Here is a 25,225-nt window from a genome sequence, read left to right as displayed (position 1 = left end):
CATATAAATGGGTAATGTACAAGTTGCTGTAGAAGCATGTTTAGTTCGTCTGATCACAGATACTTTATAAACTATTTTAATACTTTTTTGAATCCGTCAATGCGTAAGTCCTAAAATTGTATCTTATTGCTCCAAATATACAATCATTCTTGGTAAATTTGTAACAGTTTTTAAGGGTTTGATATTTTATTCCTCTGAATCATTATATTATTTAATAGATTTTAATAAATTTGATCAATGGATGATGCGTGGGGACTAATTAAAGTTGAATTTTGTACTAATTATTTTTTTATTATCGAATAAAAATTTTTAATTTAATTCGATGCAACATAGTTTTTTAAATAATCCCTATTTTACATGTATAAAAATATTTGGGAGTGGTGAGAGATAAGATGAAGTTGAAGGCTTCCAATATTTTGGGACAAGAACAAATCGACTTGTTAATTTCTCGCGGGCTAAATTTAGTTTGGTTTCCTAAAGAATTAGAATCGATCTACAAAGATCAGTATAGAAATGAAGCAGCTTATGAGTTTCGTTATAGAGCTCCTATTATTTTAGGGTTATATGCATTTCTAAGCTTTGGTATCTATCAAGTTCTCCCTTCAGGCATGCGTTTTGAATGGTTTGCTTATTATGGCTGGGTTGGCATTATCATTATGCTGGCTTGGTTACTTGCATTTGCACCGAAACTGAATAAGTGGTTTGATCATTACGTTTGTTTGGGTTCAATGGGTGCCGTTGCAATCACATTTACCCTTATCAACGTACTTGAACAAGGTCAAAATAACGTTTTATTCCACGCAGCAATGATGTATGCCGTCGTAATTATTTATGGCTTCGTTGGAATGCGTTTTTACACAGCTATTATTGCTGGTTGGGCTGGTGGATTGATTGGCGTAGCTGCTAGTACCTGGCTAAATGGTTCTATTGATTGGACTTATTTACATCGTACATATACCTTCAGTAGTTTTTTAGGCATGGCTTTAGCTTATGCAACTGATCGACAACATCGAGAAAACTATCTACAAAATTGCATGATTGAACTGAATCGTCTTGAGTTGATGCGTCAAGCACAGCAATTATCAATTTTATCTCAACAAGATGCTTTAACGGGCTTAGCAAATCGTCGCTATCTAGATGAAGTACTTGAGAACGAATGGAAAAGAGCCACTCGACATGAGATGCCACTTACCATCATGATGATTGATATTGATTTCTTCAAACTCTATAACGATACACTAGGTCATATTCAAGGTGATCAATGCCTTAGACGTATAGCAATTATGTTGGGTTCGATTGCATCAAGAAGTGGAGATTTAGCTGCTCGTTATGGCGGTGAAGAGTTTTTGCTATTGTTCTCTATGACTGATCGAGATCAGGCTATTATTCAAGTTCAGCGCTTAATGGAACTAATCAGAAATATTGGTATTGTGCATCCTCGAAGCAATATATCTAAGCACGTTACGATCAGTGTTGGTGTGGCAACCATTACACCAACATTAAATGACAGTCTTTCAGAGTTTGTATCTCAAGCAGATCACGCATTATATATTGCTAAAAGTAATGGTCGAAACCAATATCACATTGCAACATCGAATAATAAAGTTTCAGAGTTATTATAACTACTAAAATGTAATTTAAATTTATTTAAATAATTTTATATTATTTTAACCAATGATAAAAAAGACACCTATTAATTTAATAATAGGTGTCTTTATATTTTATGGTTCTATAGGTTTAAATGGCGAAACTACATCTGCATTCTGAGCACGATGTCTTAAAAAATGATCCATCAATACAATTGCCAACATTGCTTCTGCAATAGGTGTAGCACGCACACCTACACATGGGTCATGTCGCCCTTTAGTTAATACATCTGTATTTTCACGATCAATCGTGATTGTTTTACCCGGTGTTGTAATACTAGCAGTCGGTTTAAGAGCGATTGCAACACGGATTGTTTGTCCACTTGAAATACCACCTAGAATTCCACCAGCATGATTTGCAAGAAAACCATCTGTAGTGAGTTCATCACGAGTTTCGTGACCAAATTGACCCGCAACAGCGAAACCATCCCCGATCTCAACGCCTTTTACAGCATTAATGCTCATCATCGCATGTGCAATATCAGCATCTAATCGATCAAAAACAGGTTCACCCCAACCCACAGGAACCTTCTCAGCGAGGATTTCCAGTTTAGCCCCACAACTTGTTCCTTGCTCACGTAATGAAGTCACAAGTTGTTCAAAACGAGGGACAGCATCAACATCACCACAAAAGAATGGATTATTTGGCACTTCATTCCAATCTAATTTCTCAGCAACCTCATTACCGATTTGAGTGACATGACCACGAATATCGATTCCAAATTTCTCGGCTAGGTATTTTTTTGCAATAGCACCTGCAGCAACACGCATTGCTGTTTCTCGAGCGCTTGAACGACCACCACCACGATAATCACGGAAACCGTATTTTTGCGTGTATGTATAGTCAGCATGACCAGGGCGGAAAGTTTGAGCAATATTACCGTAATCTTTTGATTTTTGATCTGTATTACGAATTAGTAAACCGATCGAAGTTCCGGTTGTTTTTCCTTCGAAAACACCTGATATGATTTCAACTTCATCAGGCTCTTTACGTTGTGTTGCGAACTTAGAGGTACCTGGCTTACGGCGATCTAAATCACGTTGTAAATCAGCTTCACACAGTTCAAGACCTGGTGGCACTCCATCGACAATTGCCATTAAGCCAGCACCATGCGATTCACCACATGTTGTTACCTTAAAGAGTTGCCCAATACTATTCCCTGCCATGTTTTAGCCCCTTAACTTTGAACAGATTGCTGAAATATTTCTTTATAACGGCGGCATTGTTCAGCAGTTAATGCAAAAATACCAGAACCGCCTTTTTGGAAAGTGAGCCAATGGAAATCAACTGTATTGAAGTTTTGGCGCATTGCCCATTCTGAGTTACCCACTTCGATGACGATTAGACCATCTTCAGTCAAATAATCAGCAGCTTGAGCTAACATTTTGCGCACTAAATCCAAACCATCCTGGCCCGCAGCAAGTGCCAATTCAGGTTCATGCAAAAATTCTTCTGGTAAATCGGCCATATCTTCTGCATCCACATATGGTGGATTGCTGACAATAAGGTCATATTGATTTTCAGCTGGGATTTTTGTAAACAAATCAGATTCCAGTAATGCAACTTGATATTGTTTGTTGTGATGTTCTGTATTAATTGAAGCAACTTCTAAAGCTTCTTTAGAAATATCAGTAGCATCTACTTCAGAATCAGGAAATGCATAGGCTAATGCAACTGCAATACAACCAGAACCTGTACACATATCTAAAATACGTTGCGGTGTTTTTGGATTTGGATTAACAGGTAAGCTATTTAAAGCTTCAAGCATTTGTCCATTTTCATCTAAACAGTATGGTGCAAAACGCTGTTCAATTAATTCAGCAATTGGTGAACGCGGAATCAAAACACGCTCATCGACATAGAATGGCTTATTAAAGAAATATGCCAAATTCAATAAGTATGAGGTTGGAACTCGTTCGTTGATTCGACGTTCTAACAAACTGAGGAATTCAGCCTTTTCACTCGGCAAAAGTTTCGCATCTAGAATTTCTGAATCTGCATTCCACTCTAGTGATAAAGTTTGTAAAACTAAAGCTGAACTTTCTGCAAAATAATCTTCAGTACCTTGTCCTAAGTGTGCGTCATATTGACGAAGTGCGGTTACACCAAAACGAATAAAATCTCGAATGGTTACTAAATTTTCAGCCGCTTCTTGTAAATGTTCAGGGCTGATTGTAGGTCGCTCCACTTAGGCGTCTCCAAAATGCAAATAGCAAAAACGCTTTATTCTAACGGGATTCAAGCCTATTTAATAGTAAAAAACCGCTTCTACAGACTAGAAACGGTTTATGAAATTTAAATCAAGGTAGAAAATTACAAACCCAACTTTTGAGCAACATAGTCTGAATCCTTATCTCCACGACCAGAAAGATTCACGACGATCTTCGTATTTTTATCCATTTTAGGTGCTTCACGTAATGCCCAAGCCACCGCATGGGAACTTTCTAGAGCAGGCACAATACCTTCGACACGCGAAAGCGTCATAAATGCATCTAAACACTCTTGATCTGTTGCTGTTTCATATTGGACACGCCCCAACTCTTTAAGAAAACTATGTTGTGGTCCTACTCCAGGATAATCCAAACCTGATGCAATGGAATGCACAGGTAGGGGTTCTCCTTGATCATCCTCAAGCACATAACACGCCATACCATGAATTTGACCTGGTTTACCTAATGTGAGTGTAGCTGAGTGTTTATCAGTATCTAAGCCATGACCTGCTGGTTCAACGCCAACAAGTTTTACTTCAGGGGTATTTAAAAATGCAGTGAAAGCACCAATCGCATTTGACCCACCACCTACACATGCAACTACATAATCAGGGTTTTGTCCAAAACGTTCGTTTGCTTGAGTTTTAATTTCATTTCCAATAATCGACTGAAAGTCACGTACCATTTTGGGAAATGGATGCGGACCAACTACAGAACCAATCGCGTAAATATAATTTTTAGGATCTTTTAAATATTCTTCAAAAGCACTATCCACGGCGTCTTTTAAAGTTGCAGTCCCCTGAGTAACAGAAACCAACTTTGCACCCAAAATTTTCATCTTAACGACGTTTGGATGTTCTTTTTCGATATCTACTTGTCCCATATGAATTTCACAAGGAATACCGACTAATGCACAAGCAGTTGCTAAAGCAACACCATGCTGTCCTGCGCCAGTTTCAGCTATGACCTTGCTTTTGCCCATATATTTAGCAAGCAAAGCCTCACCTAAACAGTGATTAATTTTATGAGCACCAGTATGGTTAAGATCTTCTCGTTTTAAATAGATCTGTGCTCCACCTAGTTGATCAGATAGACGTTTCGCATGAAATAAAGGGCTTGGGCGACCAACGTAATTTTTAAACAAATCATTAAGTTCATCTTGAAATTCAGCTGTATGACGAATTTCTTCATAAGCATTGTTAATTTCGTCCATTGCCTCTTTTAAATGAGGAGGAATAAATTGACCGCCAAAATTACCAAAAAAGCCTAATTCATTAGGCAAAGCAATGCCATTAATTTGATGTTCCATGTCTTTTCCTGTTCTTATAAAGTATTAGTGTCAATTTTTAGCGTGATAAATATCGAGTCATATCCTCAATCCCCTTGAGGGTCATCGGATACATATGATTTTCAAAAATCTCTTTAATCCAACCAATGGTCTGTGTGTAATGCCAATAGCCTTCTACTTCAGGATTTAGCCAAGCTGTTTTATCAAAATGTTGGCGTAATCGTCTTAACCAAACCTCACCAGCTTCATCATTCATATATTCAACTGAGCCACCCGCTGACTTTAGCTCATAAGGCGCCATACTCGCGTCACCTACGATAATGACACGATAGTCACGCCCATATGTATGAAATAAATCCCATGTATTCATACGTGTAGAACTACGACGATGATTATCTTTCCAAACATAGTCATAGAGACAGTTATGGAAATAGAAATACTCTAGTGTCTTAAATTCTGACTTGGCAGCGCTAAACAACTTCTCACATTCAGCAATATAAGCATCCATGGAGCCACCAACATCAAATAGCATCAAAACCTTAATACGGTTACGGCGCTCCGGAACAAGTTGTACGTCTAAGATCCCCTGTTTTGCAGTCTCTCGGATCGTACCATCTACATCTAACTCTTCTGCTGCGCCTTGTCGCGCAAATTTACGTAAGCGACGTAAAGCAATTTGCATTTGTCGTGTACCTAAAACTTGATCATCATCAAGATTTTGGTATTTACGTTGCTCCCATACTTTTACAGCTGAACGTTTGCGTCCTGGCCCACCAATACGCACACCTTCTGGATGATCACCAAAGGCGCCAAAAGGTGAAGTTCCACCCGTACCAATCATGCGATTGCCACCTTGATGCTTTTTATGTTGTTCGCGTAAACGCTCTTCCAACATTTTCATCAATTCTTCGAGGGAACCGGCCTTTTGCAGTTCTTCACGTTGCTCTGGTGTTAGATGTTTCTCTAAAAGCTCAAGATCAAACCAATCTTTAGGTAGTTTATGAACCTGTTTAAGCAATTCATCTAAATCGAAAGTTTCAATGCCATCAAAATAATCTTTCATAGCACGATCAAACTTATCAAAATATCGTTCATCTTTGACTAAAACAGTTTTAGCCAATTGATAGAACTCGTCTTGATCTGCGAAAACAAGACCTGAAGCCACAGCCTGATTAAGATCAATCAATTCACGGGTGGTAACAGGAACGCCATATTTACGTAAGGTGTAAAACAGTCTCACAAACATTGGTAGACACTCTTAACGGCGTGACATAAAAGCTAAACGCTCGAGTAACTGCACATCTTGTTCATTTTTAATCAAAGCACCATACAGTGGCGGAATTGCTTTTGATTTATCATGATTGCGCAACACATCTTCAGGCATATCATCAGCCATAAGTAAGCTTAACCAATCAATCAATTCAGATGTTGATGGTGGTTTTTTCAAGTTTGGGACTTGGCGTAACTTAAAGAATATTTGTAATGCTTCGCTCACCAACGTATTAGAAATACTTGGGAAATGAACAGCAATAATGTCGCGCATGGTTGATTCATCAGGAAATTCAATATAATGGAAGAAGCAACGACGTAAGAATGCATCTGGAAGTTCTTTTTCATTATTTGAAGTGATGATAACGATAGGTCGTTGAGTTGCGGTAATTGTTTCCCCTGTCTCATAAACATAGAACGACATTTTGTCGAGCTCATGCAACAAATCATTTGGGAACTCAATATCTGCCTTGTCAATTTCATCAATTAACAATACACAACGTTCTTCGCTGGTAAATGCTTCCCACAACTTACCTGGTTTAATATAGTTTTTAATGTCATATACACGATCATCACCTAACTGGCTATCACGTAAGCGAGATACAGCATCATACTCATACAAACCTTGTTGTGCTTTAGTCGTTGATTTGATATGCCAAGTAATCAATTTCAAACCTAAGCTTTCAGCAACCTGCTCAGCAAGTAAAGTTTTACCTGTCCCTGGCTCACCTTTAACTAATAAAGGCTTTTGTAAAGCTCGTGCAGCTTTGACAGCAAGTTTGAGGCTATCGGTTGCGATATATTGATCTGTACCAGTAAAGTGTTGTGTATCAGCAGACATTTTAAAACCTTATTTTTCTATATTTAACTGTGTGTAGATTTAAACCGTGTGTCCTGTTTTATTTGCAGTGTATTTAGACCAGCAAAACCCAACCAGTAATCCTAATCCAATTACAAATAAAATTAAGGATAAATTTGACCAAATAAGAACATGCTCTTTGGTAAGTACACCGAAGATCAGTCCAAAGATTGCTGGGGCTAATGCAGAATTAGGCCCCTCAGAGATGGTTGGTGTGACTAAAATTGCAAAAACAATAATCCAAAGTATTCCACCTACTGGATTCGGTAAACGCGACATCAAACGATACCAGCACCATAATGCAATCAATGTTCCAGTCACATAAACAATAATGGCTACATTTTCTTCTGGAAATTGATCAAAGATCGAAAGAATTTGTGACCATATTGCCGTTAGAGTCTCAAGCACCGCGTAATCCCTCAGGTTCTACAGCATTCGGGTTGATAAGACCTTCTGGTGGCATTTGAATAAAAAAGCCTTTGGTTTGCAAAGAGTCTAATACATGCAAGACATTTGCACGTGCAAGCTTACGCTCAGCATGCAACTCTAAGTGCATTACAAATGTTGCTTTACCAAAAGCTTGCAAGACATTTTCAGGAACGACTTCTAGAGGATTCTCTTGATCTTTATCCTCAGGATAGTTTGGACGAGCAATATAAATATACATTTCGTCTTTTTTACTCGATCTATAAATATCGCAGTGCATGTTTACTCACAACCATTATCAATCAAAAACAGCATACATGAAAAAAACTGTAGGTACATTAAGGAATGTTAACGCTACAGTCGTATTTTATACTGTTCTTATTTACCTAGAAATCTTCATTTGAGTTGTTAAAAACTCAATATCTTCTTTGAAAAGTGCAATTAACGGCTCTGTCAAAAGATCATAGCGCCAACCTAATAAATAGCTTGGTAAATCTTGCTCATCTAGATGAAAGACCACATGCTCATAAATCGCATTTAACCACTTCTTACGTAACAACACCTCCTTTGGAATACCTGTTTTATTGACCACCATTTCGATCAATAGATCAACACGAGGTGCAATTTCTTTGGAGTTGTTTTTGACAGGACGCGCCAAACGCAATGGCCATTCATCTTCAGGGGGTAAAAATTTCAGTAGATCTAAAATTGTTTTACCATGCTCACGAACAATATTTGGTCGCATGTCTTTAACTTGTGCCAACTGAAAAGTATTTCGCGGATTCTTTTCGACTAGATCAATCATTGTGGCATTTTTAAGTATGAAACTACGCGGTTGATTCATCGCTTTGGTAATTTGTTCACGCCAGATGCTTAATTGTTGTAATTGCATCAACTCACGCCTAGAGTGACGATAATTACCAATATCCGTATAAAGTTGAGATAATGGTGTCTCTAATGCGATTTCTTTAGTCAGATTTTGGCAATCCTCTAAAACATAGGAATATAAGCCCTTTGTTTGAAGATCAAACTTTAGTCTTTCTGCCAGCTTATTTAAATATAGTACGTCATTTGCTGCGTAACTCATTTGCTCTTGGCTAAGTGGACGTGCTAACCAGTCCGAACGTGTTTGGTCTTTATCGATATCAATATTCAAACAAGTTTTTAATGCATTTTGATAGCTGACCTGCAAACCATGACCAAGAAAAGCCATCGCGACTTGCGTATCAAATACATTTTTTAATGGCTTTTGATCTGCGTAATGATAAATCAGATCAATATCCTCACCACATGCATGAAAGATATTCTGCTGAGCATCAAAAACCTTACGCCAAAAATCAGATAAATCTAGCGCAGCGCCATCTAACAACGAAACCTGATCATTTACATTGATTTGGCAAACGCCTAATTTAGGATATAAGGTATCAACCTTAATAAACTCAGTATCAAGTGCGTATGTGGAACAATGTTCCATTTGATTGAGGAGAACAGCTAGATCTTTTTGCTGTTGGATAAACTGAAACATAATTGCTCAAGTAAAAAAATTAAAAACATAGCGATGCAACGATTTCATTGCAGTTATTGCTCAAGCGAGATCAGATGCAAAAATTTACTCAGTATTCCACATGCAAAACATGAAATTACTCCCTATTCCATTTGTAAATCAGCGAAAGTCCATTTCGCCAGCCAATAGTGCCACAAATTTAAATAATTATAGCTATGATAATGTAAGACAAAATGTAAAATTTAATTATTTGTTTAAATTAACAGCATGAATTTAAAATAAATATATAAATTATATCGACCTTAGTCTTATTTCATACGCATTCGATTATGTACAGCCTGACTCAAAGTGTGACTGTCTACATATTCCAATTCACCACCCTGAGGTACACCTTGTGCAATTCGAGTCATATGTATTGGTAAGTGTTTTGTCGCTTCTACCAAATAATGTGCCGTTGCTTGCCCTTCAACCGTTGCATTAGTCGCTAGGATCACTTCTTCAATTTGACCTTCACTTAAACGCTGCACTAAATATGGGATGCCTATTTCCTCAGGTCCAATACCATCAAGTGGTGATAGATGCCCACCTAAAACATGATATTTACCTCTAAAGCTTCCACTTTGTTCAATTGCCATAACATCAGCGGGTGACTCAACCACACACAGTAAATTTGAATCACGCTCTGTCGACGCACAAATATCACAAATTTCATTTTCAGTGAGTGAATGACAAATTCTGCATTCGTGAATATGACTCGAGGCCTCATGCAATGCATACGAGAGTGCAAAAGCACCTTCACGGTTCTTCATCAATAAATGTAATGCCATACGCTGTGCAGACTTAGGACCTACGCTCGGCAAAATACGCAATGCTTGAACCAATTGTTCAAATCGTTCACTAAACACAAATTAACTCGAATATTTGTAGAAAGAATCCCCCTAAGCTTATTTTTCAAACTTAGGGAGTAATCAATTAGAACAAGCCAGATAAGCCTGGTGGTAACCCCATACCAGAGTTTGCACCTTGCAATTTCTCTTCTGAAATCGCTTCAGCTTGACGAGCAGCATCATTCATCGCAGCTGCGATCAAGTCTTCAATCATGTCCGCTTCATCTTGCAATAAATCAGGACTGATCTCGATACGTTTTACAACATGGCGACAAGTCATAGTTACTTTAACTAAGCCACCACCTGCTTCAGCATGGACTTCAGTTTTCGCAAGCTCTTCTTTGGCTTTTTTAAGATTTGTTTCCATGTCTTTTTGCATGCGCTGAGCTTGCTGCATGAGCATATTAATGTTCATAACTTTCTCTCGTTAAATTAAATCTAAACCACGTGACAGATCACGAATAATATCATTGATATCTTCTAAACCAACAGATACACGGATTAAACCTTCCTCAATACCTGCTGCTTGTTTGGCTTCAGCCGACATTCTACCATGTGAGGTCGTCGCAGGATGTGTAATTGTTGATTTGACATCACCAAGATTACTTGTAATGGATAAGAATCTTGTATTATCAATTACAGTCCAAGCACCTTGACGCTCTCCTTTCACAACGAATGAGACAACTCCACCAAAACCTTTTTGCTGTTTCTTAGCCAATTCATGGCCTGGGTGATCTGGCAATCCAGCATAATATACCTTTTCAACTTTATCATGCTGCTTGAGCCATTCAGCTAATATCTGAGCACTCGCACAATGCGCCTTCATACGTAAACTCAATGTTTCTAAGCCTTTTAAGAATATCCACGCATTAAAAGGACTCATTGAATTGCCTAGCGTACGGATCACACCATTCACTTCTTCGAGTAAATCATTTTTACCAACAACGGCACCACCCAGTGCACGTCCCTGACCATCAATATATTTAGTTGCAGAATATAGAACTAAATCTGCCCCGAATTTGATGGGTTGCTGTAATGCTGGGGTACAGAAACAGTTATCTACAGCGAAAAGAGCACCATGTGCATGTGCAATATCTGCAATCGCCTGCATATCACCAACTTGCGCTAGAGGGTTTGATGGTGTTTCTATAAATAACAAACGAGTATTTGGCTGTAAGGCATTTTTCCAACCCTCAAGATCGTCTAAATCGACAAAAGTGACTTCAACCGCGAATTTAGCTACATATTTTTCAAATAAGGCAATAATTGAACCGAATACAGCACGTGAACAAATGACGTGGTCACCCGCTTTCAAATACGCCATACAAATTGCATGTACAGCAGCCATACCAGAACTTGTTGCAACTGCACGCTCAGCACCATCAAGTGTAGCTAATCGTTTCTCAAAGGCTTGTACTGTTGGATTGGTATATCGAGAATAAGTATTGCCTGCGACTTGACCTGAAAATTTCGCAGCAGCATCAGCAGCGCTTTCACATACAAACGATGAGGTTAAAAAAATAGGTTCACTATGCTCACCTTCAAAAGTACGGTTATGACCAGTACGAATTGCAAGCGTATCTAGTTGATATTCTAAATCATCATTTGGATTCATCGTTTTGTATGCCTTATGATTAATGGGTTCAGGAACACTCTATTCTATACTCTGGACAGTTTTGCAAATTGCAAAGAATGAACCCATAGGTTTCTGCCCATTTTAACTTTGGCTAAAATTTTCTCACATTTGAATATAAAACCAAGCAATAAGATCACTATTGCTCTCTTCTAGAATCCTATCTGATTAATTTACGCACAAAAATTAAATTCATATTACAAAGTGTTATTAAATTCCGCCTAAATGTGCCAACATTTTGAGCGCCTAAGGTATTTAAGGTCAAGGCGAAAGATACAATAATCGCTTAGACTTCGTGCAATCTTGACTCATGATGAGACTTAAAAAGATGAAATCGCTTGTGGAACAGCAAAAAATAAATTTTAAACATCTCGCTATGCGTGTATTTGAAGCAGACAAATTAGTCTTATCTCAATCTACACCTTATCAAGTTATTGCCGAATTTAAACAAACACGTGTCAGATTCTATGCTTCTGAAAACAAGCGTTATAAGGAACCTCTTGTTTTCGTTGCACCACTTGCGATTAATATGGATATATACGATTTATATCCATACCGTTCTTTAGTTAAACACTTTCAAGAAAGCGGCTTTGACGTGTACCTGATTGATTGGGGTAAATTAACTTATAAAAATTATCATATTGATTTCTTATCATTCATAGATAAGTTCATTCCACGTTGCATTGAAGCAATTCAAAAGCATTCGAAATCTAAAGAAATCTCGTTACATGGTTGGAGTATGGCTGGCATTTTTGTCACGCTATATACAGCACGCCATCAACCAGATGCAGTAAAAAATCTAATCGTATTGGGTAGTCCAATTGATAGTTATGCTTCAGGTTATATCGGTAAGTTATATAAAACGCTCGCCTATGTGACAACACGTAATGAGACGATTAAAGACTATATTTACAATCGCCTCCCAAAACTCATGATTCATTCACCAGGTTTTTTAAATTCTTTGGGCTTTAAGTTACTCGATCCTAAAGGTTGGATCGACGGCAATATCCAACTGCTTAAAAATCTCGATAATCTAAAACTAGTTCAGGAAGATGCAACTTTAAGTCATTTTCTTAACAATATGATTGATTATCCTGGTGGTATTAATCAAGACATGCTATTTAACGTTTGGATGCAGAACCCATTAAAAAATGGTGCAATCACACTAAAAAACAAAACCATTGAGTTAAAAGGTATCAACTGTTCTCTATTAGTTGGCGCTGGTAAAAGTGATCAATTGGTAACGGCTGATGCTGCTTTTCCACTAACTCAGTTGACAAATAGCCAAGATGTCACGTTTACTCTTATACCTGGCGGACACTTAGGTTTAATGTCTAGTCAAAATAGCTCAATCGAGTTTTGGCCGACACTTACAAAATGGCTAGAAGAACGTTCAACACATTTAAAAAGGTAAACTATGACTCAATCTGTTGCATTTATCGGTTTAGGTGCCATGGGATATCGCATGGCTGCTCATTTACCAAAATATTTCGACACAGTTTTTGTTTGGAACCGAAATTTTAGTAAAGCCGAACAACATGCAACAGAATTTGGAACAATTGCCGTTGAACTCGAACAAGCAGCGCAAGCCGATGTGATTTTTTCTTGCTTACCGACCAGCCAAGATGTTGAAAACCTAATAAACAGTATCAACATCAAATCAGGTTCGATTTGGATTGATTGTACCAGTGGTGTCCCTGATGCAGCACGCCGTCTAGCTGAACAGCTCAAAGCTCAAGATGTAGCATTTTTGGATGCTCCCGTCAGTGGTCAAACTATAGGTGCAGAAAATGCAACCCTAACATTTATGGTGGGTGGTGATATTGATGCATTTGAACAAGCCTATCCTGCTATGTCTGCTTTAGGAAAACTTATTCAACACGTAGGCGAGTCTGGCGCAGGCTTTGCAGTAAAAGCCATTAATAACATGTTGCTCGCTGTAAATTTATGGTCAGTAGCTGAAGGTTTTACAACATTAAAAGCACATGGCGTAAATCTAGATGCCGCCTTGAATTGTATTAATGCTTCTAGTGGTAAAAGTCTAGTCACTGAGAATATTTTCCCTCAACGTGTTTTAAGTCGAGAGTTTCCTGTTACTTTTGCCCTGCCTTTATTAGCAAAAGATACGGGAATTGCCCTAGATTTGGTACACGATGCAAAATTACCTGCACCTATACTATCTTTGGCACAAAGTCTCATTCAAGCTGCAAGCTTAACTGCTGAATCCAATAGTGACTTCTCTGCTGCAGTTAAAATGTATGAATCTTGGACTAAAATCACGCTTAAATAAGACTCTTTATTTATGCAATATTCTATTCATCGGCAATTTGATATCTGAAATTTATTAGATAGCACTGCATAAATATGTGGTGCTTTGAATATTGAATTTATTTCAATGTTTATAACTTGAGATTATTAAATTACATTTAAAGCTAATTAACTCACTTTAAGTTAATGAAAAATATATTTTTTATTTTAAAATATGAACAAATCATGAAGTGAAAATTACACTCAAACAATACACATTGATTGAAATTTCATGAATAAGCCTTATATTGGTAAATACGTAGGGATCAAATGCCATATGAATAACGTTTCATAAAGCCTTGATTTATACCTTTTTGAATAGAGGAACACCTCATGAATAAGTTTACGGTTGCAGTTATTGCAGGATTAATCTCTTTTACTGGTTTTAATCTCCAAGCTGCCACACCAGAACAAGAATGTAAAAAGTTGCAAGATGACTACAACCTCATCTATGCATCAAAAGGATTCTGTTTTAAAGACGCTGATGCTAAAGCTAAATATGGTAATGAAAACTGCCATACGACTAAGCCAAAATTTTCAGATAAAGAGCAACAACGTCTCGATCAAATCAAAGCTCGGCAAAAAGAGCTTAATTGCAAATAAAACTACTTAAATAGTTCATTTATAGCTCTCTTATTGAAATCATTAAGGGAGCAATTTTTTAACTTAGTACATCATATAAAGGATTAATCATGGCATACGATGACCAAAATATTTTCGCGAGAATTTTACGTGGCGAATTACCTGCGATTAAGGTCTATGAAGATGATCAAGTACTCGCATTTATGGATATTATGCCCCAAGCGGAAGGTCATACGCTTGTTATCCCAAAAACACCTGCAGTAACTCTACTCGATTTACCTGCGGATGCTGCTGCATACACCATTCAAATTGTGCAAAAGATTGCTCGAGCGATTGAAACTGCATTAGATGCAAAAGGTATTGTTTTAATGCAATTGTCTGGTGCTTCTGCTGGGCAAACTGTTCCTCATGTGCATTTTCACTTAATTCCAAGTTCAGTACATGAATTGGGGCGTCATGCTGCCAAGATGGGCGATCAAGAAAAAATTAAAGAATTAGCAGAAAAAATTAAAGCTGCACTGTAATTTTTCACATAATAAAAAGCGAAGTTATAACTTCGTTTTTTATTATTACTATAAAAATCAATAATAAATATAATTATTACTAAATATAAATCGTCATCAAACTGTCATCTTTCTTTCACTTCTCTGTCACAAAGTTTTCCGATACTGCATACAAGTCAGTGAGCTGTGTAACTTTTTGTACACAAGCAAGCTTATAACAGTAACTAAGGCATTAGCCATTTACAAAAAAGTGTTTTGGAGAAATCTCAATGAAAAAATTGCTTCTTGCTGCTACTGTAGCAACTTTAGCCATGAATGCAGCGCAAGCAGCACCAACATTGTATGGTAAGTTAAACGTAACACTTGACAATGTTGATAACAAAAACTTTGATGGGGAAAGTGACGTTACTGAAGTTAACTCTAATGCTTCACGTATTGGCGTTAAGGGTGAAGAAAAATTAACTGACAAACTTTCTGCAATCTATTTAGCTGAATGGGCTATTTCAACTGATGGTTCTGGTTCAGACACAGACCTTAGCGCTCGTAACCGTTTCATCGGTCTTAAATCTGATGGTATCGGTGCACTTAAAGTGGGTAAATTTGACTCTTACTTTAAAACTGCTGCTGGCAACAACCAAGATATTTATAACGACCACACAATTCTTGATATTACAAATACAATGTATGGTGAAGATCGCCTTAACAACGTAATTGGTTTTGAATCTGACCCTAAATTACTTGCTGGTCTTACTTTCAATGTAATGTTCCAACAAGGTGAAAATACTTCTGACTCGAAAGAAGGTGCTTCTGGTTACGATGATAAGCGTGATAGCTTCGGTGATTCAGTTTCTGCTTCTGTTAACTACGAAAACAAAGATCTTGGTTTAGCTCTTGGTGTTGCAGGTAACTCGGGCGTTCAAGGTAAATACAATGCTTACAGCTTAAAAGATATTTACTCTGATGCTTACCGTGTGACAGGTTCTATGGACTTTGGCGTAATTGGTGCTAAAGGTTTAGTTCTAGGTGCTTTATGGCAACATGCTGAGCCTAAAGATGATTTAACAGCATTTAATACTGGTAAAAAAGACACTAATGGTAAAGATATTCTTGCGAACTACAAAGGTTTGGAAGAAGATGCTTGGGTAGCTGCTCTTACTTATAAGATTGGTGACACTCCATTTGCTGTAAAAGGTCAATACCAATCAGCTACTACTGCTCGTGATGGTTTTGAAGATCGTAAACTTGACCAATACGGCGTTGGCTTAGACTACCGTTTCAACAAACAAGCTCGTTTCTACGGTATTGTTGCTCAACAAAAACGTGATTGGCAAGATGAAGACAACAAACGTACTGTTGTAGGTGCGGGTATGGAATATAATTTCTAATTTGAGATTATCGTTCTACAAAAAAAGGGCATTCATTTGAATGCCCTTTTCTTTTTGATTGATTATTTTTTTAAGAATCCACTTACTAAATTTAAGACATTCTGAATATCTTGATTTGCTTCTTGAGGATTTGTACTAGAGCCTTGTGGTGTCAAAGAATCAATAACTTGTGGTAGAACTGATGCTATTGCACCATAAATTGCCTGTTTAGGCGCTTGTGTTTGTTGTGAAACTTGTTCAACATCTTGATCATCAAATAAATTTTGAATATTTTGAGTTGGAACATCTTGAGCATTTTGTAGCTGTGGATCGACCCAACTTTGGACCTGATTTGCTAAACCTGCATTTTTTAGTTTATCTAAAGCACCTTGCAAACCGCCTTGTTTTTGAATCCATGCAAGAATTAAGGGTAAAACTGCTATCAATAACGTTTGTGCTGTACCACTGCGGTTACTATTGGTCTGAGTAGAATTACTACTATTTCCCGCACCTAACTGACCTAATACTGAACCAAGAATTCCGCCTAAACCACCTTGTTGTTGGTTTTGATTATTTTGTTGTTGTCCACCAAGTTGACCTAAAACTGAACCTAAAATTCCGCCCAAACCACTTTGCCCAGTCGTTTGCTGTTGTCCACCTAAAGCCTGTTTCGCCAGTATTTCAACAATGTTTGCTAAATCCGTCATGACTTATCCTTTGGAATTATTTATTCCAAAAGAATACGCTGCTTTGAAAAAACAAAACAAAGATGATTTGTTAATTTTTGCAAGAACTTGCAATCAAAAGCAAAGATTTAGCTTAGCTAAATCCAGCCTGATCACCAGCGGAACTTATCCCAGTTTTCAGGATTTGCCCAGAACTTAGAATTAAACCAGTCAGGAACATGTTTGTACGTCAAAATATTAAACTGCCATAAAGCAAAATCGCTTTCATGCGTGGTTTTATCAATCAATTGAGTAAAACCAAGTGAACGCAGTAACTTTTCATCAGTTAATTTACTCACGACAACGATACGTTTTGCCATCAAATCTCGAAGCTTGACTAATAGTTGGGATTTTTGAGAATCAGTGATAGTTTGCATTTCTTCTGTATCAAATAATACAAAACCTAAATCATATCGCTGTGTAAAAGGCAGATTTAAAAAGTCAGTTACGTTAAAATAATTCCATTGAATAGAAGCATTTTGGTCAATTTTCTGACCTATACAAAGTGCAGTATGAATCGGCTGTTCTTTAGATAAATCGTCTAGCATAGAAGTGATGACATTTTGTTCAGCCATACTGCAACCCTTGATTGAGAAAGATGAGAGTTTATTAATGGAACTACAGGGCATTTGCCATAAAATGCATGCAGCACTCAAAACGCATAGTGTAACTGATCAATCAACACGCAAGGCAAATGTTGAATATAAATTTATCCTAGATCGCTCAGAAACTGATCTACCGTTTGTGTTAGGTCAAGAGTTAGAGATTGAATGGACTGGAAATATTTTTTGTACATCTTGTGGTGCAAAGACACCTAAATCATATTCGCAAGGACATTGCTTTAAATGCTTTAAAACAAAAGCTGAATGTGACTTATGTATTATGAAGCCTGAAACCTGTCATTATCATTTAGGTACATGCCGTGAAAATGATTTTGCACACAATGTCTGCTTCCAACCACATATTGTTTATTTAGCGAACTCTAGTGCCTTAAAAATCGGAATCACCCGTATCGTGAATATGCCAACACGTTGGTTAGATCAAGGTGCGACACAAGCTCTCCCAATCATGAAAGTGGGTTCACGCCGTTTATCAGGATATTTAGAAACATTATTTGGCACTCAAATCGCTGATAAAACTGATTGGCGTAAATTGCTTAAAGGCGAAGCTGAGCCACTAAATTTAATTGAACAGCGCGATCAGATTATTGAAGAATTTGCACCTAAGATTCAAAGTATTCGTGATGAGTTCAGTCAAAATCTAGAGTTCAATGAAAATCTAGAATTACTAGAAAATGAAATACCACATGAGTTTATATACCCTGTGGAACAATATCCTGAAAAAATAAAATCACTAAATTTAGATAAGACTCCAAAAATACGCGGTGTATTACAAGGTATTAAAGGTCAATACCTGATACTTGATATTGGAGTGATCAATATTCGAAAATATACAGGCTATGAACTAATTCTTAGAGCTTGAATGGCTTTAAAGGTGGTTACGTTGCCACCTTTTTATTTATCAAGAGCTCAAACAGTTCAATATCGCTTGGACTGGATCTTCGGTATTCCCTGAGATGAGCTGCTTATGCATACTAAGATGTTGCATCATTTGAATATGTGCAGTTTCGTGATCCATCAATTTCTCAATTGCAGTTGCTAAATGCTGTGGCGTTGCATCTGCTTGTATTAATTCTTCAATTACCTTTTTGCCAGCAATAATATTGGGCAAAGAATAATATGGTATTTTGACTAAAAATTTCGCAATTAGATAGGTTAACCAGTTTAATTTATAGAATGTCACCATCGGACGGTGCAATAACATCGCTTCAAGTGTCGCTGTGCCAGATGCTAAAGCAACTATGTCACTCGCATTCATCACCATACGTCCAATTTTTGATTCAGCATCTGAATTTTCTAAAACATGAATTTTAGCCTTTAAACTAGTCCCTACATTCTGTAAACCCTGCTCTATCTGTTGCTTACGAGCATCATTGATTGCAGGTATCAGAAACTCAAGCTCTGGATATTTTCGATGTAAAATCTCGGCAGCATCCGTCAATAATGGCAATAATCGTTCGATTTCACCGCGACGACTGCCAGGAAGTAATGCGATGTGAGTTTTATTTGCGGCTAAACCTAATTGATGTTTCGCTTCAATAATCGGATTCTTGAGAGGTAATTGTTTTGCTAAAGGGTGTCCTACAAATGCTGCTGGCACCTCATAATTTTCATAGAATGTTTTTTCAAATGGAAACAAACAAAGGACTAAATCTATACTTCGTTTAATGCCATGAACTCGTCCTTGACGCCAAGCCCAAACTGAAGGACTCACATATTGAACTGTTTTGATTGGTAAATTGTTTTCTTTAATCGTTTTAGATAGACGTAGATTGAAATCTGGCGCATCTATTCCTATAAAAATATCTACGGGACGTTCAGTCCATCGTTCAACTAGACCATCACGTACAGCAAATAATTTTTTTAGGTCTTTAAGGACTTCCACAATTCCCATCACAGATAGTATTTCCATAGGATAATAACTATGAAAACCTTCAGCGATCATTTGCGGACCACCAATACCTTCAAATTCAACATCTATGCCTTGTTCGCGAAAACTACGCATGAGTTTAACTCCTAGCGTATCACCAGAAACTTCACCCACAACGATCCCAATTTTTAGTTTTTGCTTTAACAAGACAACTGCCCCATTCAAATGTTTGAAATATTTTAACAAAATGATTTTACATTGAATCGCATCAAAGATGACAATTTGTTCTTGATTAGTGAACATTAAGAATCATCTGTATTAGCATTAATTATTTATATATCCATTTATATTTACGATTAAAGTCAAATTGAATAGAATTGATTAGCACATTAATATAAACAAGAATCATTTTCATATGTAATTTATTCTATTTAACATCATTGTGAACTCATGTCTAAGACTTCTTTAAATACATATAGCGATAAACTAAATGTTTTATTTCGCTTCTTTTTAACGTTTGTGATCGGGTATGTATGTACAGCTTTTTTATGTATGAGCCTTACTCAAGTTTTTCAGACCTTTTTAGCCAAGGCTGAAGCAATTTATCTAGCAGCATTCATTTCCATATTTTTTTATCTCAGCTTTATCATTGTTGGATTTTGTTTTTCTTCTTTATCTAAGCTCGCCCTAACAAGTTTCGCAATCACCATATTTCTATTTGGCTTATCAGCAGGTTTGAATTAAAAAATGCAGAATAAAAGTGTTCGCCAGTCAATGGCTTGGCTACATACTTGGACGGGCTTAATTTTCGGATGGCTGCTATTTGCTATTTTTTTGATGGGTACAAGCTCCTACTATCGGCATCAAATCACTTTATGGATGCAGCCACAACTTGCGCAATATCAAATCAATCAGGATACGGCAATCCTAACTGCAACTCATTACCTATCCCAAAATGCTAGTGATGCTAAAACGTGGTATTTAAAAGTTGCTAATTCTGAAGAACCTGTAAATAAAATTTATTGGGAAAAAGCTAGTGGTGGTTACGAAAGTAAAAGCTTAGACGCTAATACTGGCAAAGAACTTGAATTACCTCATACTCAAGGCGGCGACTTTTTTTACAATTTTCATTTTCAGTTATACGGCATGCCTGTGTTTATTGGCAGGCTCATCGCAAGCCTTGCAGCATTCATCATGTTAATTGCACTGGTATCTGGCATTATTACCCACAAAAAGATATTTACCGACTTCTTTACACTCAGAACATTTAAATCACAACGGTCTTGGCTTGATTTTCATAATGTGACATCAGTTTTAGCTCTTCCTTTTTTTCTGACGATAACGTTTACAGGCTTAGCCATTTTCTTTTATTTATATCTCCCTTGGGGAATGAAAAAACTTTATCCAGAAAATCCTTATCAATATTTCACTGAAATACGAACCGTAGCTACGAATTCAAATACGATAACATCCCCTCAAATTAGCAACATGATATCGACAGAGGATCTTTTGACTCGAATCAAACAACAATGGGGAGATCAATCACTTGCTACTTTTGAAGTTAAAAATCCAAATACGGATCAAGCCGTAATAACGATCAAACAACTTGAAGATCGTTCAATCACGCTAAATCAACCGCAAATCGTATTTGATGGAGCGGGAAAGATATTAAGTAATACTAGAAATAATAGTGCTATAGCTACCCTAAATGCTGGAGTTTATGGACTTCACATGGCAACTTTTGCCCAACCTTTTCTAAGATTTGCTTTTTTTTGCTCAGGAGTTCTTGGCTGTCTGATGATTGCGTCAGGGCTATTGCTGTGGAGTCTTAAACGACAAATTCAGTATAAGTCCCCAAAATTCCATTTTGGTTACTACCTTGTTGATCGCTTAAATATTGCAAGTTTTATTGGTCTTCCGATTGCTATGTTGAGCTATTTTTTAGTAAATCGGTTGATATCAAGTCCTAGCGCTGATCTTAATTATGAAATTTATACATTTTTTAGCGTTTGGATGCTTAGTTTTGTATTGGCTTTATTCACACCTAAGCAATATTTATGGAAATCTCAGATTGTGATCTTTGCTCTACTCGCTTTTAGTTTACCCTTATATAACCTGTTCTATTTGCTTAATCATGACCTTATAGCAAACTTGGAAAGTTACTGGTTATTTCTACGTGTTGATCTATTCTTTGTTGCCTGTGCTTGTTTTGCAGCATTCATTTATAAAAACATTCAGCCAATACAAATCAAGTCAACTCAGAAAATTAAAAGCAAACTGATTAAAAATGGAGTGAATGTGTGATTTTCTTTAGTTTATTACTGACTTTAATCGGTATGTTCATCTTGTATCGTTGTAGTTCTAAACAACAGTCTAAAGTTCATTTGAAATATCAAAAAATAATGACGACCTATCAAGTGCAATTTCGAATCTTGGCTTTTCTTTTATTCCTAATTTCAGGAAGTTTATTATGTTGGATTGAGGGAATATCGATCGGATTCGTCAGTTGGTGGATATTTACAACACCCATCACCTTCCTATTGGTTTTAAAAATTAATCATGTCTTAACTCCTAGAGTCAAACACAAATGACGTTAAAAAATCTTCCTTTAGCTTTTTTTTGCATAAGTAAATCATTATTCATCACAACGAGTTATCTCAAAAAAGCATAAGATATGCCTGTTTTTGCATAATTAGGCATATTGGTAATGTTTGGTCCTATTGAATTTATCATGGCTGGGGTCTTGGTTGGCTTCTGTGTAGGTATCACAGGTGTTGGCGGTGGTTCTTTGATGACTCCTATTCTTATTAGCCTTTTCAAAATTGAACCACATATCGCAATTGGTACTGATTTGCTCTATGCATCAATCTCTAAATTCTGTGGCTCAGTTGTTCATGCAAAGAAACTCAATATCGTTTGGCCAATCGTTATTTGGCTAGCAATCGGTAGTATTCCTGCGTCATTCGCAACCTCATGGGTTTTAGAACATTATTTAAGTCAATCAACGCACTACAAAGCTGTATTAACCATGGTACTTGGTTTTATGTTGACTTTGACAGGTATCTCGATTGTCTTTCGTGCGCAAATTGAAAAGTTCTTTGACCGTTTCCGTAATCGCGAACAAGCAAATATGGAAAGCGAGCAACATGCTTTACAACATAAACGCCATTATATCGTCATCATGGGGATCATCTTAGGTGTGTTCGTTACACTATCATCTGTAGGTGCTGGTGCTTTTGGCATCATGGCTTTAGTAATTATGTTCCCAAATCTACCTATGATTCGTATTATTGGTTCTGATGTTGTACACGCAGTATTATTGACAGCAGTTGCTGGCCTAAGCCATATGTCTTCAGGCAACGTCGATTTTACATTATTGATGTGGTTATTGGTTGGTTCTATTCCAGCAATTATTGCAGGCACATTGATCAGCTCGCATATGCCAGAACGTTTGATTCGTAAAATTCTAGGTATCACATTATTTGCGCTAGGGATTAATTTTATGGTTAACCCGATCAAAGCGAAACCAAAGCCAGTAGAAACTCATCAAGCTGTCGTGATTCAGCAAACAACAACTTCTACAAGCGCAGTTTAAGTAGCAAAATGCCGATTGTTTCTACATAAAATATGATTATAACTAGTTAATCAGTCGGCATTTCGTGCTATATTCGTAGACAAAATAACCTCTTCTTTTGATTAAATTTGTGACAGCAATGAATACTCTACAGTCAAATCCAGTTTCTCAGCCAGATATCGACGACGTTAACATTAAAAGCATTCAAACTTTAATTACCCCTGCGGAACTGAAAGCTGATCTTCCTTTATCTGAGGCTGCGTCGCAAACTGTATTACAAGGACGTGCAACTGTACGTAATATTTTAGATGGTAAAGACAAGCGCTTGTTTGTCGTTATTGGCCCTTGTTCGATCCACGATCCTAAAGCTGCAAATGAGTATGCTGATCGCTTGAAAGAGCTAAGCGAAAAAGTAAAAGATACGCTTTATTTAGTTATGCGTGTTTATTTTGAAAAACCACGTACAACAGTAGGTTGGAAAGGTTTAATTAATGACCCTGATATGAATGACTCTTTCAATATTGAAAAAGGGTTACATATTGGTCGTGGTCTTTTACTAGAATTAAATGAAAAAGGTTTGCCTTGTGCAACTGAAGCACTTGATCCTAACTCACCTCAGTACTACCAAGATTTAATTTCTTGGTCAGCGATTGGTGCTCGTACAACAGAAAGTCAAACACACCGTGAAATGTCTTCTGGGTTATCTTCACCTGTTGGCTTTAAAAATGGTACAGATGGCGGTTTAACAGTTGCAACGAATGCAATGCAATCAGTAAAACACGGCCATAGCTTCTTAGGCCTAAATGAAAACGGTCAAGTTGCAATTATTAATACTAAGGGCAATCCTTACGCACACGTAGTTTTACGTGGTGGTAACGGTAAGCCAAATTATGATGCAACTTCTGTTGCTGAAGCTGAAGCTGCTTTAGCAAAAGCCAAAGTAAGCAATAAAATCATGATCGATACCAGTCATGCTAACTCAAACAAAGATCCGTACTTACAACCTTTAGTTCTTAAAAACATCACAGAGCAAATTCTTGATGGTAATAAGTCAATCGTAGGCATTATGGTTGAAAGTCATTTGAAAGGTGGTCGTCAAGATATTCCTGAAAACTTATGTGATCTTGTTTATGGTCAATCAGTAACTGATGGCTGCATCGACTGGGAAACAACAGAAAAAGCCCTACTAGAGATGCATGAAGCATTAAAAGACGTTTTACCAAATCGTTAATCTTTAATATAGATATAAAACAGGCTCTCATGAGCCTGTTTTTTTTACGTAAAAAGCTCGATAAATCCCCAATAAAGTGATCTTGAATACTGATTCATCTGTTTAAGATATGTTTTGTAGTGCAATGTTTTTTTAACTATACTGCTGCCACATTTCCACTGTGTCATATCATTGATATGAAGTCCAGTTTCCGTCAACATTTGCTAAAGTGGCGTGCCTGTCTTGGCACGATAACTTTGCTTTGTTTACTCTGGCATATTTTCTTACCCACGATGGTTCATAGTGGCGTTGTACCTGCACTGTATGCAATGCCGAGTCACTGCCAAGTTACAAATATTCAAAATAGCTTAATAGATTCAGATAGCCATTCAAGTCATCACCATCATGCTATGCACGATAAAACGCAGCATGAACAGCATCTTCAACATCAAAAAAATAATCTACTTAGTGATCATGCTAAAGAAGTTTTTGCGCTTGCAAGCAAGATCATGAAGCATTGTCCTTTATGTACTTATGGTGTTGACGCTGCTGCAATTGTTCCTTTTATTGCAATTATTTTTGTATTTTTATTGGCTTGGTTTACTCGTGTACGATGCCTATGCTATGCGTGGACTGAACCGTACCGGGTTTGTCGGAGACTTTTTTATTTAAGTTAGGCCACCTGACCTAACGGGTTAATCTTATCATAGTACATTGCTTCAAACTCAAAAGGTGATACATAACCCA

The 25,225-nt window shown here is 37.1% G+C and carries 27 protein-coding genes and 1 pseudogene; 13 read left to right on the top strand and 15 right to left on the bottom strand.

What is annotated here, in order from left to right:
* Window positions 1–392: 392 nt before the first annotated feature.
* A complete protein-coding gene (locus ACSC97_RS12515) occupies window positions 393–1,622 on the top strand; it encodes a GGDEF domain-containing protein (RefSeq protein ID WP_004954432.1) in 1,230 nt (409 codons plus the stop codon).
* Between the two features lie 99 nt (window positions 1,623–1,721).
* Here the strand turns inward: ACSC97_RS12515 and aroC are convergent, their stop codons facing one another.
* The 11 genes from aroC to ACSC97_RS12460 all read right to left on the bottom strand — a co-directional run bounded on the left by aroC (window position 1,722) and on the right by ACSC97_RS12460 (window position 11,705).
* Window positions 1,722–2,813, bottom strand: a complete 1,092-nt coding sequence (gene aroC, locus ACSC97_RS12510; protein ID WP_130575556.1) for a chorismate synthase — start codon at window positions 2,811–2,813, stop codon at window positions 1,722–1,724.
* Between the two features lie 11 nt (window positions 2,814–2,824).
* Complete coding sequence (gene prmB / locus ACSC97_RS12505) at window positions 2,825–3,835, bottom strand: 50S ribosomal protein L3 N(5)-glutamine methyltransferase (RefSeq protein ID WP_130575557.1); 1,011 nt, start codon at window positions 3,833–3,835, stop codon at window positions 2,825–2,827.
* A 125-nt stretch (window positions 3,836–3,960) separates the two neighbouring features.
* Window positions 3,961–5,166: a tryptophan synthase subunit beta gene (gene trpB / locus ACSC97_RS12500; RefSeq protein WP_125298696.1), complete on the bottom strand. Its 1,206-nt coding sequence runs from the start codon at window positions 5,164–5,166 to the stop codon at window positions 3,961–3,963.
* Between the two features lie 37 nt (window positions 5,167–5,203).
* On the bottom strand, window positions 5,204–6,391 hold the full coding sequence (locus ACSC97_RS12495) for a vWA domain-containing protein (RefSeq protein ID WP_004915807.1): 1,188 nt from the start codon (window positions 6,389–6,391) through the stop codon (window positions 5,204–5,206).
* Between the two features lie 12 nt (window positions 6,392–6,403).
* Window positions 6,404–7,255, bottom strand: coding sequence for an AAA family ATPase (locus ACSC97_RS12490; protein ID WP_087539323.1), 852 nt, complete (start codon window positions 7,253–7,255; stop codon window positions 6,404–6,406).
* Between the two features lie 39 nt (window positions 7,256–7,294).
* Window positions 7,295–7,681: a hypothetical protein gene (locus ACSC97_RS12485; protein WP_125298695.1), complete on the bottom strand. Its 387-nt coding sequence runs from the start codon at window positions 7,679–7,681 to the stop codon at window positions 7,295–7,297.
* Complete coding sequence (locus tag ACSC97_RS12480; protein WP_004915797.1) at window positions 7,674–7,979, bottom strand: YcgL domain-containing protein; 306 nt, start codon at window positions 7,977–7,979, stop codon at window positions 7,674–7,676. Before ACSC97_RS12480 ends, ACSC97_RS12485 begins: the two co-directional genes overlap by 8 nt.
* A 102-nt stretch (window positions 7,980–8,081) precedes the next feature.
* A complete protein-coding gene (locus ACSC97_RS12475; protein ID WP_436661243.1) occupies window positions 8,082–9,224 on the bottom strand; it encodes a ribonuclease D in 1,143 nt (380 codons plus the stop codon).
* Between the two features lie 287 nt (window positions 9,225–9,511).
* A complete protein-coding gene (gene recR, locus ACSC97_RS12470) occupies window positions 9,512–10,108 on the bottom strand; it encodes a recombination mediator RecR (protein ID WP_004915789.1) in 597 nt (198 codons plus the stop codon).
* Window positions 10,109–10,175: 67 nt separating this feature from the next.
* Window positions 10,176–10,505, bottom strand: a complete 330-nt coding sequence (locus ACSC97_RS12465; protein ID WP_004915785.1) for a YbaB/EbfC family nucleoid-associated protein — start codon at window positions 10,503–10,505, stop codon at window positions 10,176–10,178.
* Window positions 10,506–10,517: 12 nt separating this feature from the next.
* Complete coding sequence (locus tag ACSC97_RS12460; protein WP_004954447.1) at window positions 10,518–11,705, bottom strand: O-succinylhomoserine sulfhydrylase; 1,188 nt, start codon at window positions 11,703–11,705, stop codon at window positions 10,518–10,520.
* Window positions 11,706–12,051: 346 nt separating this feature from the next.
* Between ACSC97_RS12460 and ACSC97_RS12455 the strand changes: the two genes are divergently transcribed.
* From ACSC97_RS12455 to ACSC97_RS12435, 5 genes are all read left to right on the top strand, one after another.
* Entirely contained in the window at window positions 12,052–13,137 is a 1,086-nt protein-coding gene (locus tag ACSC97_RS12455) for an alpha/beta fold hydrolase (RefSeq protein ID WP_004954448.1), read from the top strand.
* A gap of 3 nt (window positions 13,138–13,140) precedes the next feature.
* Window positions 13,141–14,013 carry an NAD(P)-dependent oxidoreductase gene (locus ACSC97_RS12450; protein WP_130575563.1) on the top strand — a complete coding sequence of 291 codons (873 nt, stop codon included), beginning with the start codon at window positions 13,141–13,143 and terminating at the stop codon, window positions 14,011–14,013.
* Window positions 14,014–14,363: 350 nt separating this feature from the next.
* A complete protein-coding gene (locus ACSC97_RS12445) occupies window positions 14,364–14,633 on the top strand; it encodes a YARHG domain-containing protein (protein WP_004954451.1) in 270 nt (89 codons plus the stop codon).
* Between the two features lie 89 nt (window positions 14,634–14,722).
* Window positions 14,723–15,136, top strand: coding sequence for an HIT family protein (locus tag ACSC97_RS12440; protein WP_004954452.1), 414 nt, complete (start codon window positions 14,723–14,725; stop codon window positions 15,134–15,136).
* A 248-nt stretch (window positions 15,137–15,384) separates the two neighbouring features.
* On the top strand, window positions 15,385–16,500 hold the full coding sequence (locus ACSC97_RS12435; RefSeq protein WP_099948707.1) for a porin: 1,116 nt from the start codon (window positions 15,385–15,387) through the stop codon (window positions 16,498–16,500).
* A 62-nt stretch (window positions 16,501–16,562) separates the two neighbouring features.
* Here the strand turns inward: ACSC97_RS12435 and ACSC97_RS12430 are convergent, their stop codons facing one another.
* Window positions 16,563–17,186, bottom strand: coding sequence for a YidB family protein (locus tag ACSC97_RS12430; RefSeq protein WP_130575564.1), 624 nt, complete (start codon window positions 17,184–17,186; stop codon window positions 16,563–16,565).
* A gap of 131 nt (window positions 17,187–17,317) precedes the next feature.
* On the bottom strand, window positions 17,318–17,779 hold the full coding sequence (locus ACSC97_RS12425; RefSeq protein ID WP_130575565.1) for a DUF6231 family protein: 462 nt from the start codon (window positions 17,777–17,779) through the stop codon (window positions 17,318–17,320).
* A 37-nt stretch (window positions 17,780–17,816) separates the two neighbouring features.
* On the opposite strand from ACSC97_RS12425, the gene ACSC97_RS12420 reads away from it, so the two are divergent.
* Window positions 17,817–18,686: a DUF2797 domain-containing protein gene (locus ACSC97_RS12420; RefSeq protein ID WP_130575627.1), complete on the top strand. Its 870-nt coding sequence runs from the start codon at window positions 17,817–17,819 to the stop codon at window positions 18,684–18,686.
* Window positions 18,687–18,725: 39 nt separating this feature from the next.
* On the opposite strand, the gene lpxB is transcribed toward ACSC97_RS12420, so the two are convergent.
* Window positions 18,726–19,901 (bottom strand): lipid-A-disaccharide synthase, encoded by a 1,176-nt coding sequence (gene lpxB / locus ACSC97_RS12415; RefSeq protein WP_165395612.1) that lies wholly within the window; start codon window positions 19,899–19,901, stop codon window positions 18,726–18,728.
* Between the two features lie 243 nt (window positions 19,902–20,144).
* Between lpxB and ACSC97_RS12410 the strand changes: the two genes are divergently transcribed.
* The 6 genes from ACSC97_RS12410 to ACSC97_RS12385 all read left to right on the top strand — a co-directional run bounded on the left by ACSC97_RS12410 (window position 20,145) and on the right by ACSC97_RS12385 (window position 25,155).
* Window positions 20,145–20,438 carry a hypothetical protein gene (locus tag ACSC97_RS12410; protein WP_125298688.1) on the top strand — a complete coding sequence of 98 codons (294 nt, stop codon included), beginning with the start codon at window positions 20,145–20,147 and terminating at the stop codon, window positions 20,436–20,438.
* 3 nt (window positions 20,439–20,441) lie between these two features.
* Window positions 20,442–21,998: a PepSY-associated TM helix domain-containing protein gene (locus ACSC97_RS12405; RefSeq protein WP_436661237.1), complete on the top strand. Its 1,557-nt coding sequence runs from the start codon at window positions 20,442–20,444 to the stop codon at window positions 21,996–21,998.
* Complete coding sequence (locus ACSC97_RS12400; RefSeq protein ID WP_436661235.1) at window positions 21,995–22,285, top strand: DUF1634 domain-containing protein; 291 nt, start codon at window positions 21,995–21,997, stop codon at window positions 22,283–22,285. The genes ACSC97_RS12405 and ACSC97_RS12400 overlap by 4 nt, the downstream gene beginning before the upstream one ends.
* A gap of 116 nt (window positions 22,286–22,401) precedes the next feature.
* Entirely contained in the window at window positions 22,402–23,289 is an 888-nt protein-coding gene (locus ACSC97_RS12395; RefSeq protein ID WP_204379426.1) for a sulfite exporter TauE/SafE family protein, read from the top strand.
* A 118-nt stretch (window positions 23,290–23,407) separates the two neighbouring features.
* Complete coding sequence (locus ACSC97_RS12390) at window positions 23,408–24,499, top strand: 3-deoxy-7-phosphoheptulonate synthase (RefSeq protein WP_004954481.1); 1,092 nt, start codon at window positions 23,408–23,410, stop codon at window positions 24,497–24,499.
* 176 nt (window positions 24,500–24,675) lie between these two features.
* A complete protein-coding gene (locus ACSC97_RS12385; protein ID WP_436661232.1) occupies window positions 24,676–25,155 on the top strand; it encodes a hypothetical protein in 480 nt (159 codons plus the stop codon).
* On the opposite strand, the pseudogene ACSC97_RS12380 reads toward ACSC97_RS12385, so the two are convergent.
* Window positions 25,152–25,225, bottom strand: a pseudogene (locus tag ACSC97_RS12380) (type II toxin-antitoxin system HipA family toxin); the annotation flags it as partial. The gene ACSC97_RS12385 and the pseudogene ACSC97_RS12380 sit on opposite strands and share 4 nt — an antisense overlap.

Source organism: Acinetobacter sp. P1(2025) (assembly GCF_051390655.1).
Taxonomy (GTDB): Bacteria; Pseudomonadota; Gammaproteobacteria; order Pseudomonadales; family Moraxellaceae; genus Acinetobacter; species Acinetobacter junii.
Note: the sequence above shows the minus strand (reverse complement) of the source record. Positions and strands in the feature narration are given on the sequence as shown.

Bases quoted from the DNA above. Each gene is read 5' to 3' on its own strand.
- ACSC97_RS12425 (WP_130575565.1), bottom strand. From the start codon at position 17,779: ATGGCTGAACAAAATGTCATCACTTCTATGCTAGACGATTTATCTAAA.
- aroC (WP_130575556.1), bottom strand. From the start codon at position 2,813: ATGGCAGGGAATAGTATTGGGCAACTCTTTAAGGTAACAACATGTGGT.
- ACSC97_RS12410 (WP_125298688.1), top strand. From the start codon at position 20,145: ATGTCTAAGACTTCTTTAAATACATATAGCGATAAACTAAATGTTTTA.
- ACSC97_RS12385 (WP_436661232.1), top strand. From the start codon at position 24,676: ATGAAGTCCAGTTTCCGTCAACATTTGCTAAAGTGGCGTGCCTGTCTT.
- ACSC97_RS12420 (WP_130575627.1), top strand. From the start codon at position 17,817: ATGGAACTACAGGGCATTTGCCATAAAATGCATGCAGCACTCAAAACG.
- ACSC97_RS12435 (WP_099948707.1), top strand. From the start codon at position 15,385: ATGAAAAAATTGCTTCTTGCTGCTACTGTAGCAACTTTAGCCATGAAT.
- ACSC97_RS12495 (WP_004915807.1), bottom strand. From the start codon at position 6,391: ATGTTTGTGAGACTGTTTTACACCTTACGTAAATATGGCGTTCCTGTT.
- ACSC97_RS12455 (WP_004954448.1), top strand. From the start codon at position 12,052: ATGAAATCGCTTGTGGAACAGCAAAAAATAAATTTTAAACATCTCGCT.
- ACSC97_RS12475 (WP_436661243.1), bottom strand. From the start codon at position 9,224: ATGTTTCAGTTTATCCAACAGCAAAAAGATCTAGCTGTTCTCCTCAAT.
- ACSC97_RS12390 (WP_004954481.1), top strand. From the start codon at position 23,408: ATGAATACTCTACAGTCAAATCCAGTTTCTCAGCCAGATATCGACGAC.
- ACSC97_RS12460 (WP_004954447.1), bottom strand. From the start codon at position 11,705: ATGAATCCAAATGATGATTTAGAATATCAACTAGATACGCTTGCAATT.
- ACSC97_RS12450 (WP_130575563.1), top strand. From the start codon at position 13,141: ATGACTCAATCTGTTGCATTTATCGGTTTAGGTGCCATGGGATATCGC.
- ACSC97_RS12395 (WP_204379426.1), top strand. From the start codon at position 22,402: ATGTTTGGTCCTATTGAATTTATCATGGCTGGGGTCTTGGTTGGCTTC.
- ACSC97_RS12445 (WP_004954451.1), top strand. From the start codon at position 14,364: ATGAATAAGTTTACGGTTGCAGTTATTGCAGGATTAATCTCTTTTACT.
- ACSC97_RS12465 (WP_004915785.1), bottom strand. From the start codon at position 10,505: ATGAACATTAATATGCTCATGCAGCAAGCTCAGCGCATGCAAAAAGAC.
- ACSC97_RS12515 (WP_004954432.1), top strand. From the start codon at position 393: ATGAAGTTGAAGGCTTCCAATATTTTGGGACAAGAACAAATCGACTTG.
- ACSC97_RS12430 (WP_130575564.1), bottom strand. From the start codon at position 17,186: ATGACGGATTTAGCAAACATTGTTGAAATACTGGCGAAACAGGCTTTA.
- ACSC97_RS12480 (WP_004915797.1), bottom strand. From the start codon at position 7,979: ATGCACTGCGATATTTATAGATCGAGTAAAAAAGACGAAATGTATATT.
- ACSC97_RS12490 (WP_087539323.1), bottom strand. From the start codon at position 7,255: ATGTCTGCTGATACACAACACTTTACTGGTACAGATCAATATATCGCA.
- ACSC97_RS12440 (WP_004954452.1), top strand. From the start codon at position 14,723: ATGGCATACGATGACCAAAATATTTTCGCGAGAATTTTACGTGGCGAA.
- ACSC97_RS12405 (WP_436661237.1), top strand. From the start codon at position 20,442: ATGCAGAATAAAAGTGTTCGCCAGTCAATGGCTTGGCTACATACTTGG.
- trpB (WP_125298696.1), bottom strand. From the start codon at position 5,166: ATGGAACATCAAATTAATGGCATTGCTTTGCCTAATGAATTAGGCTTT.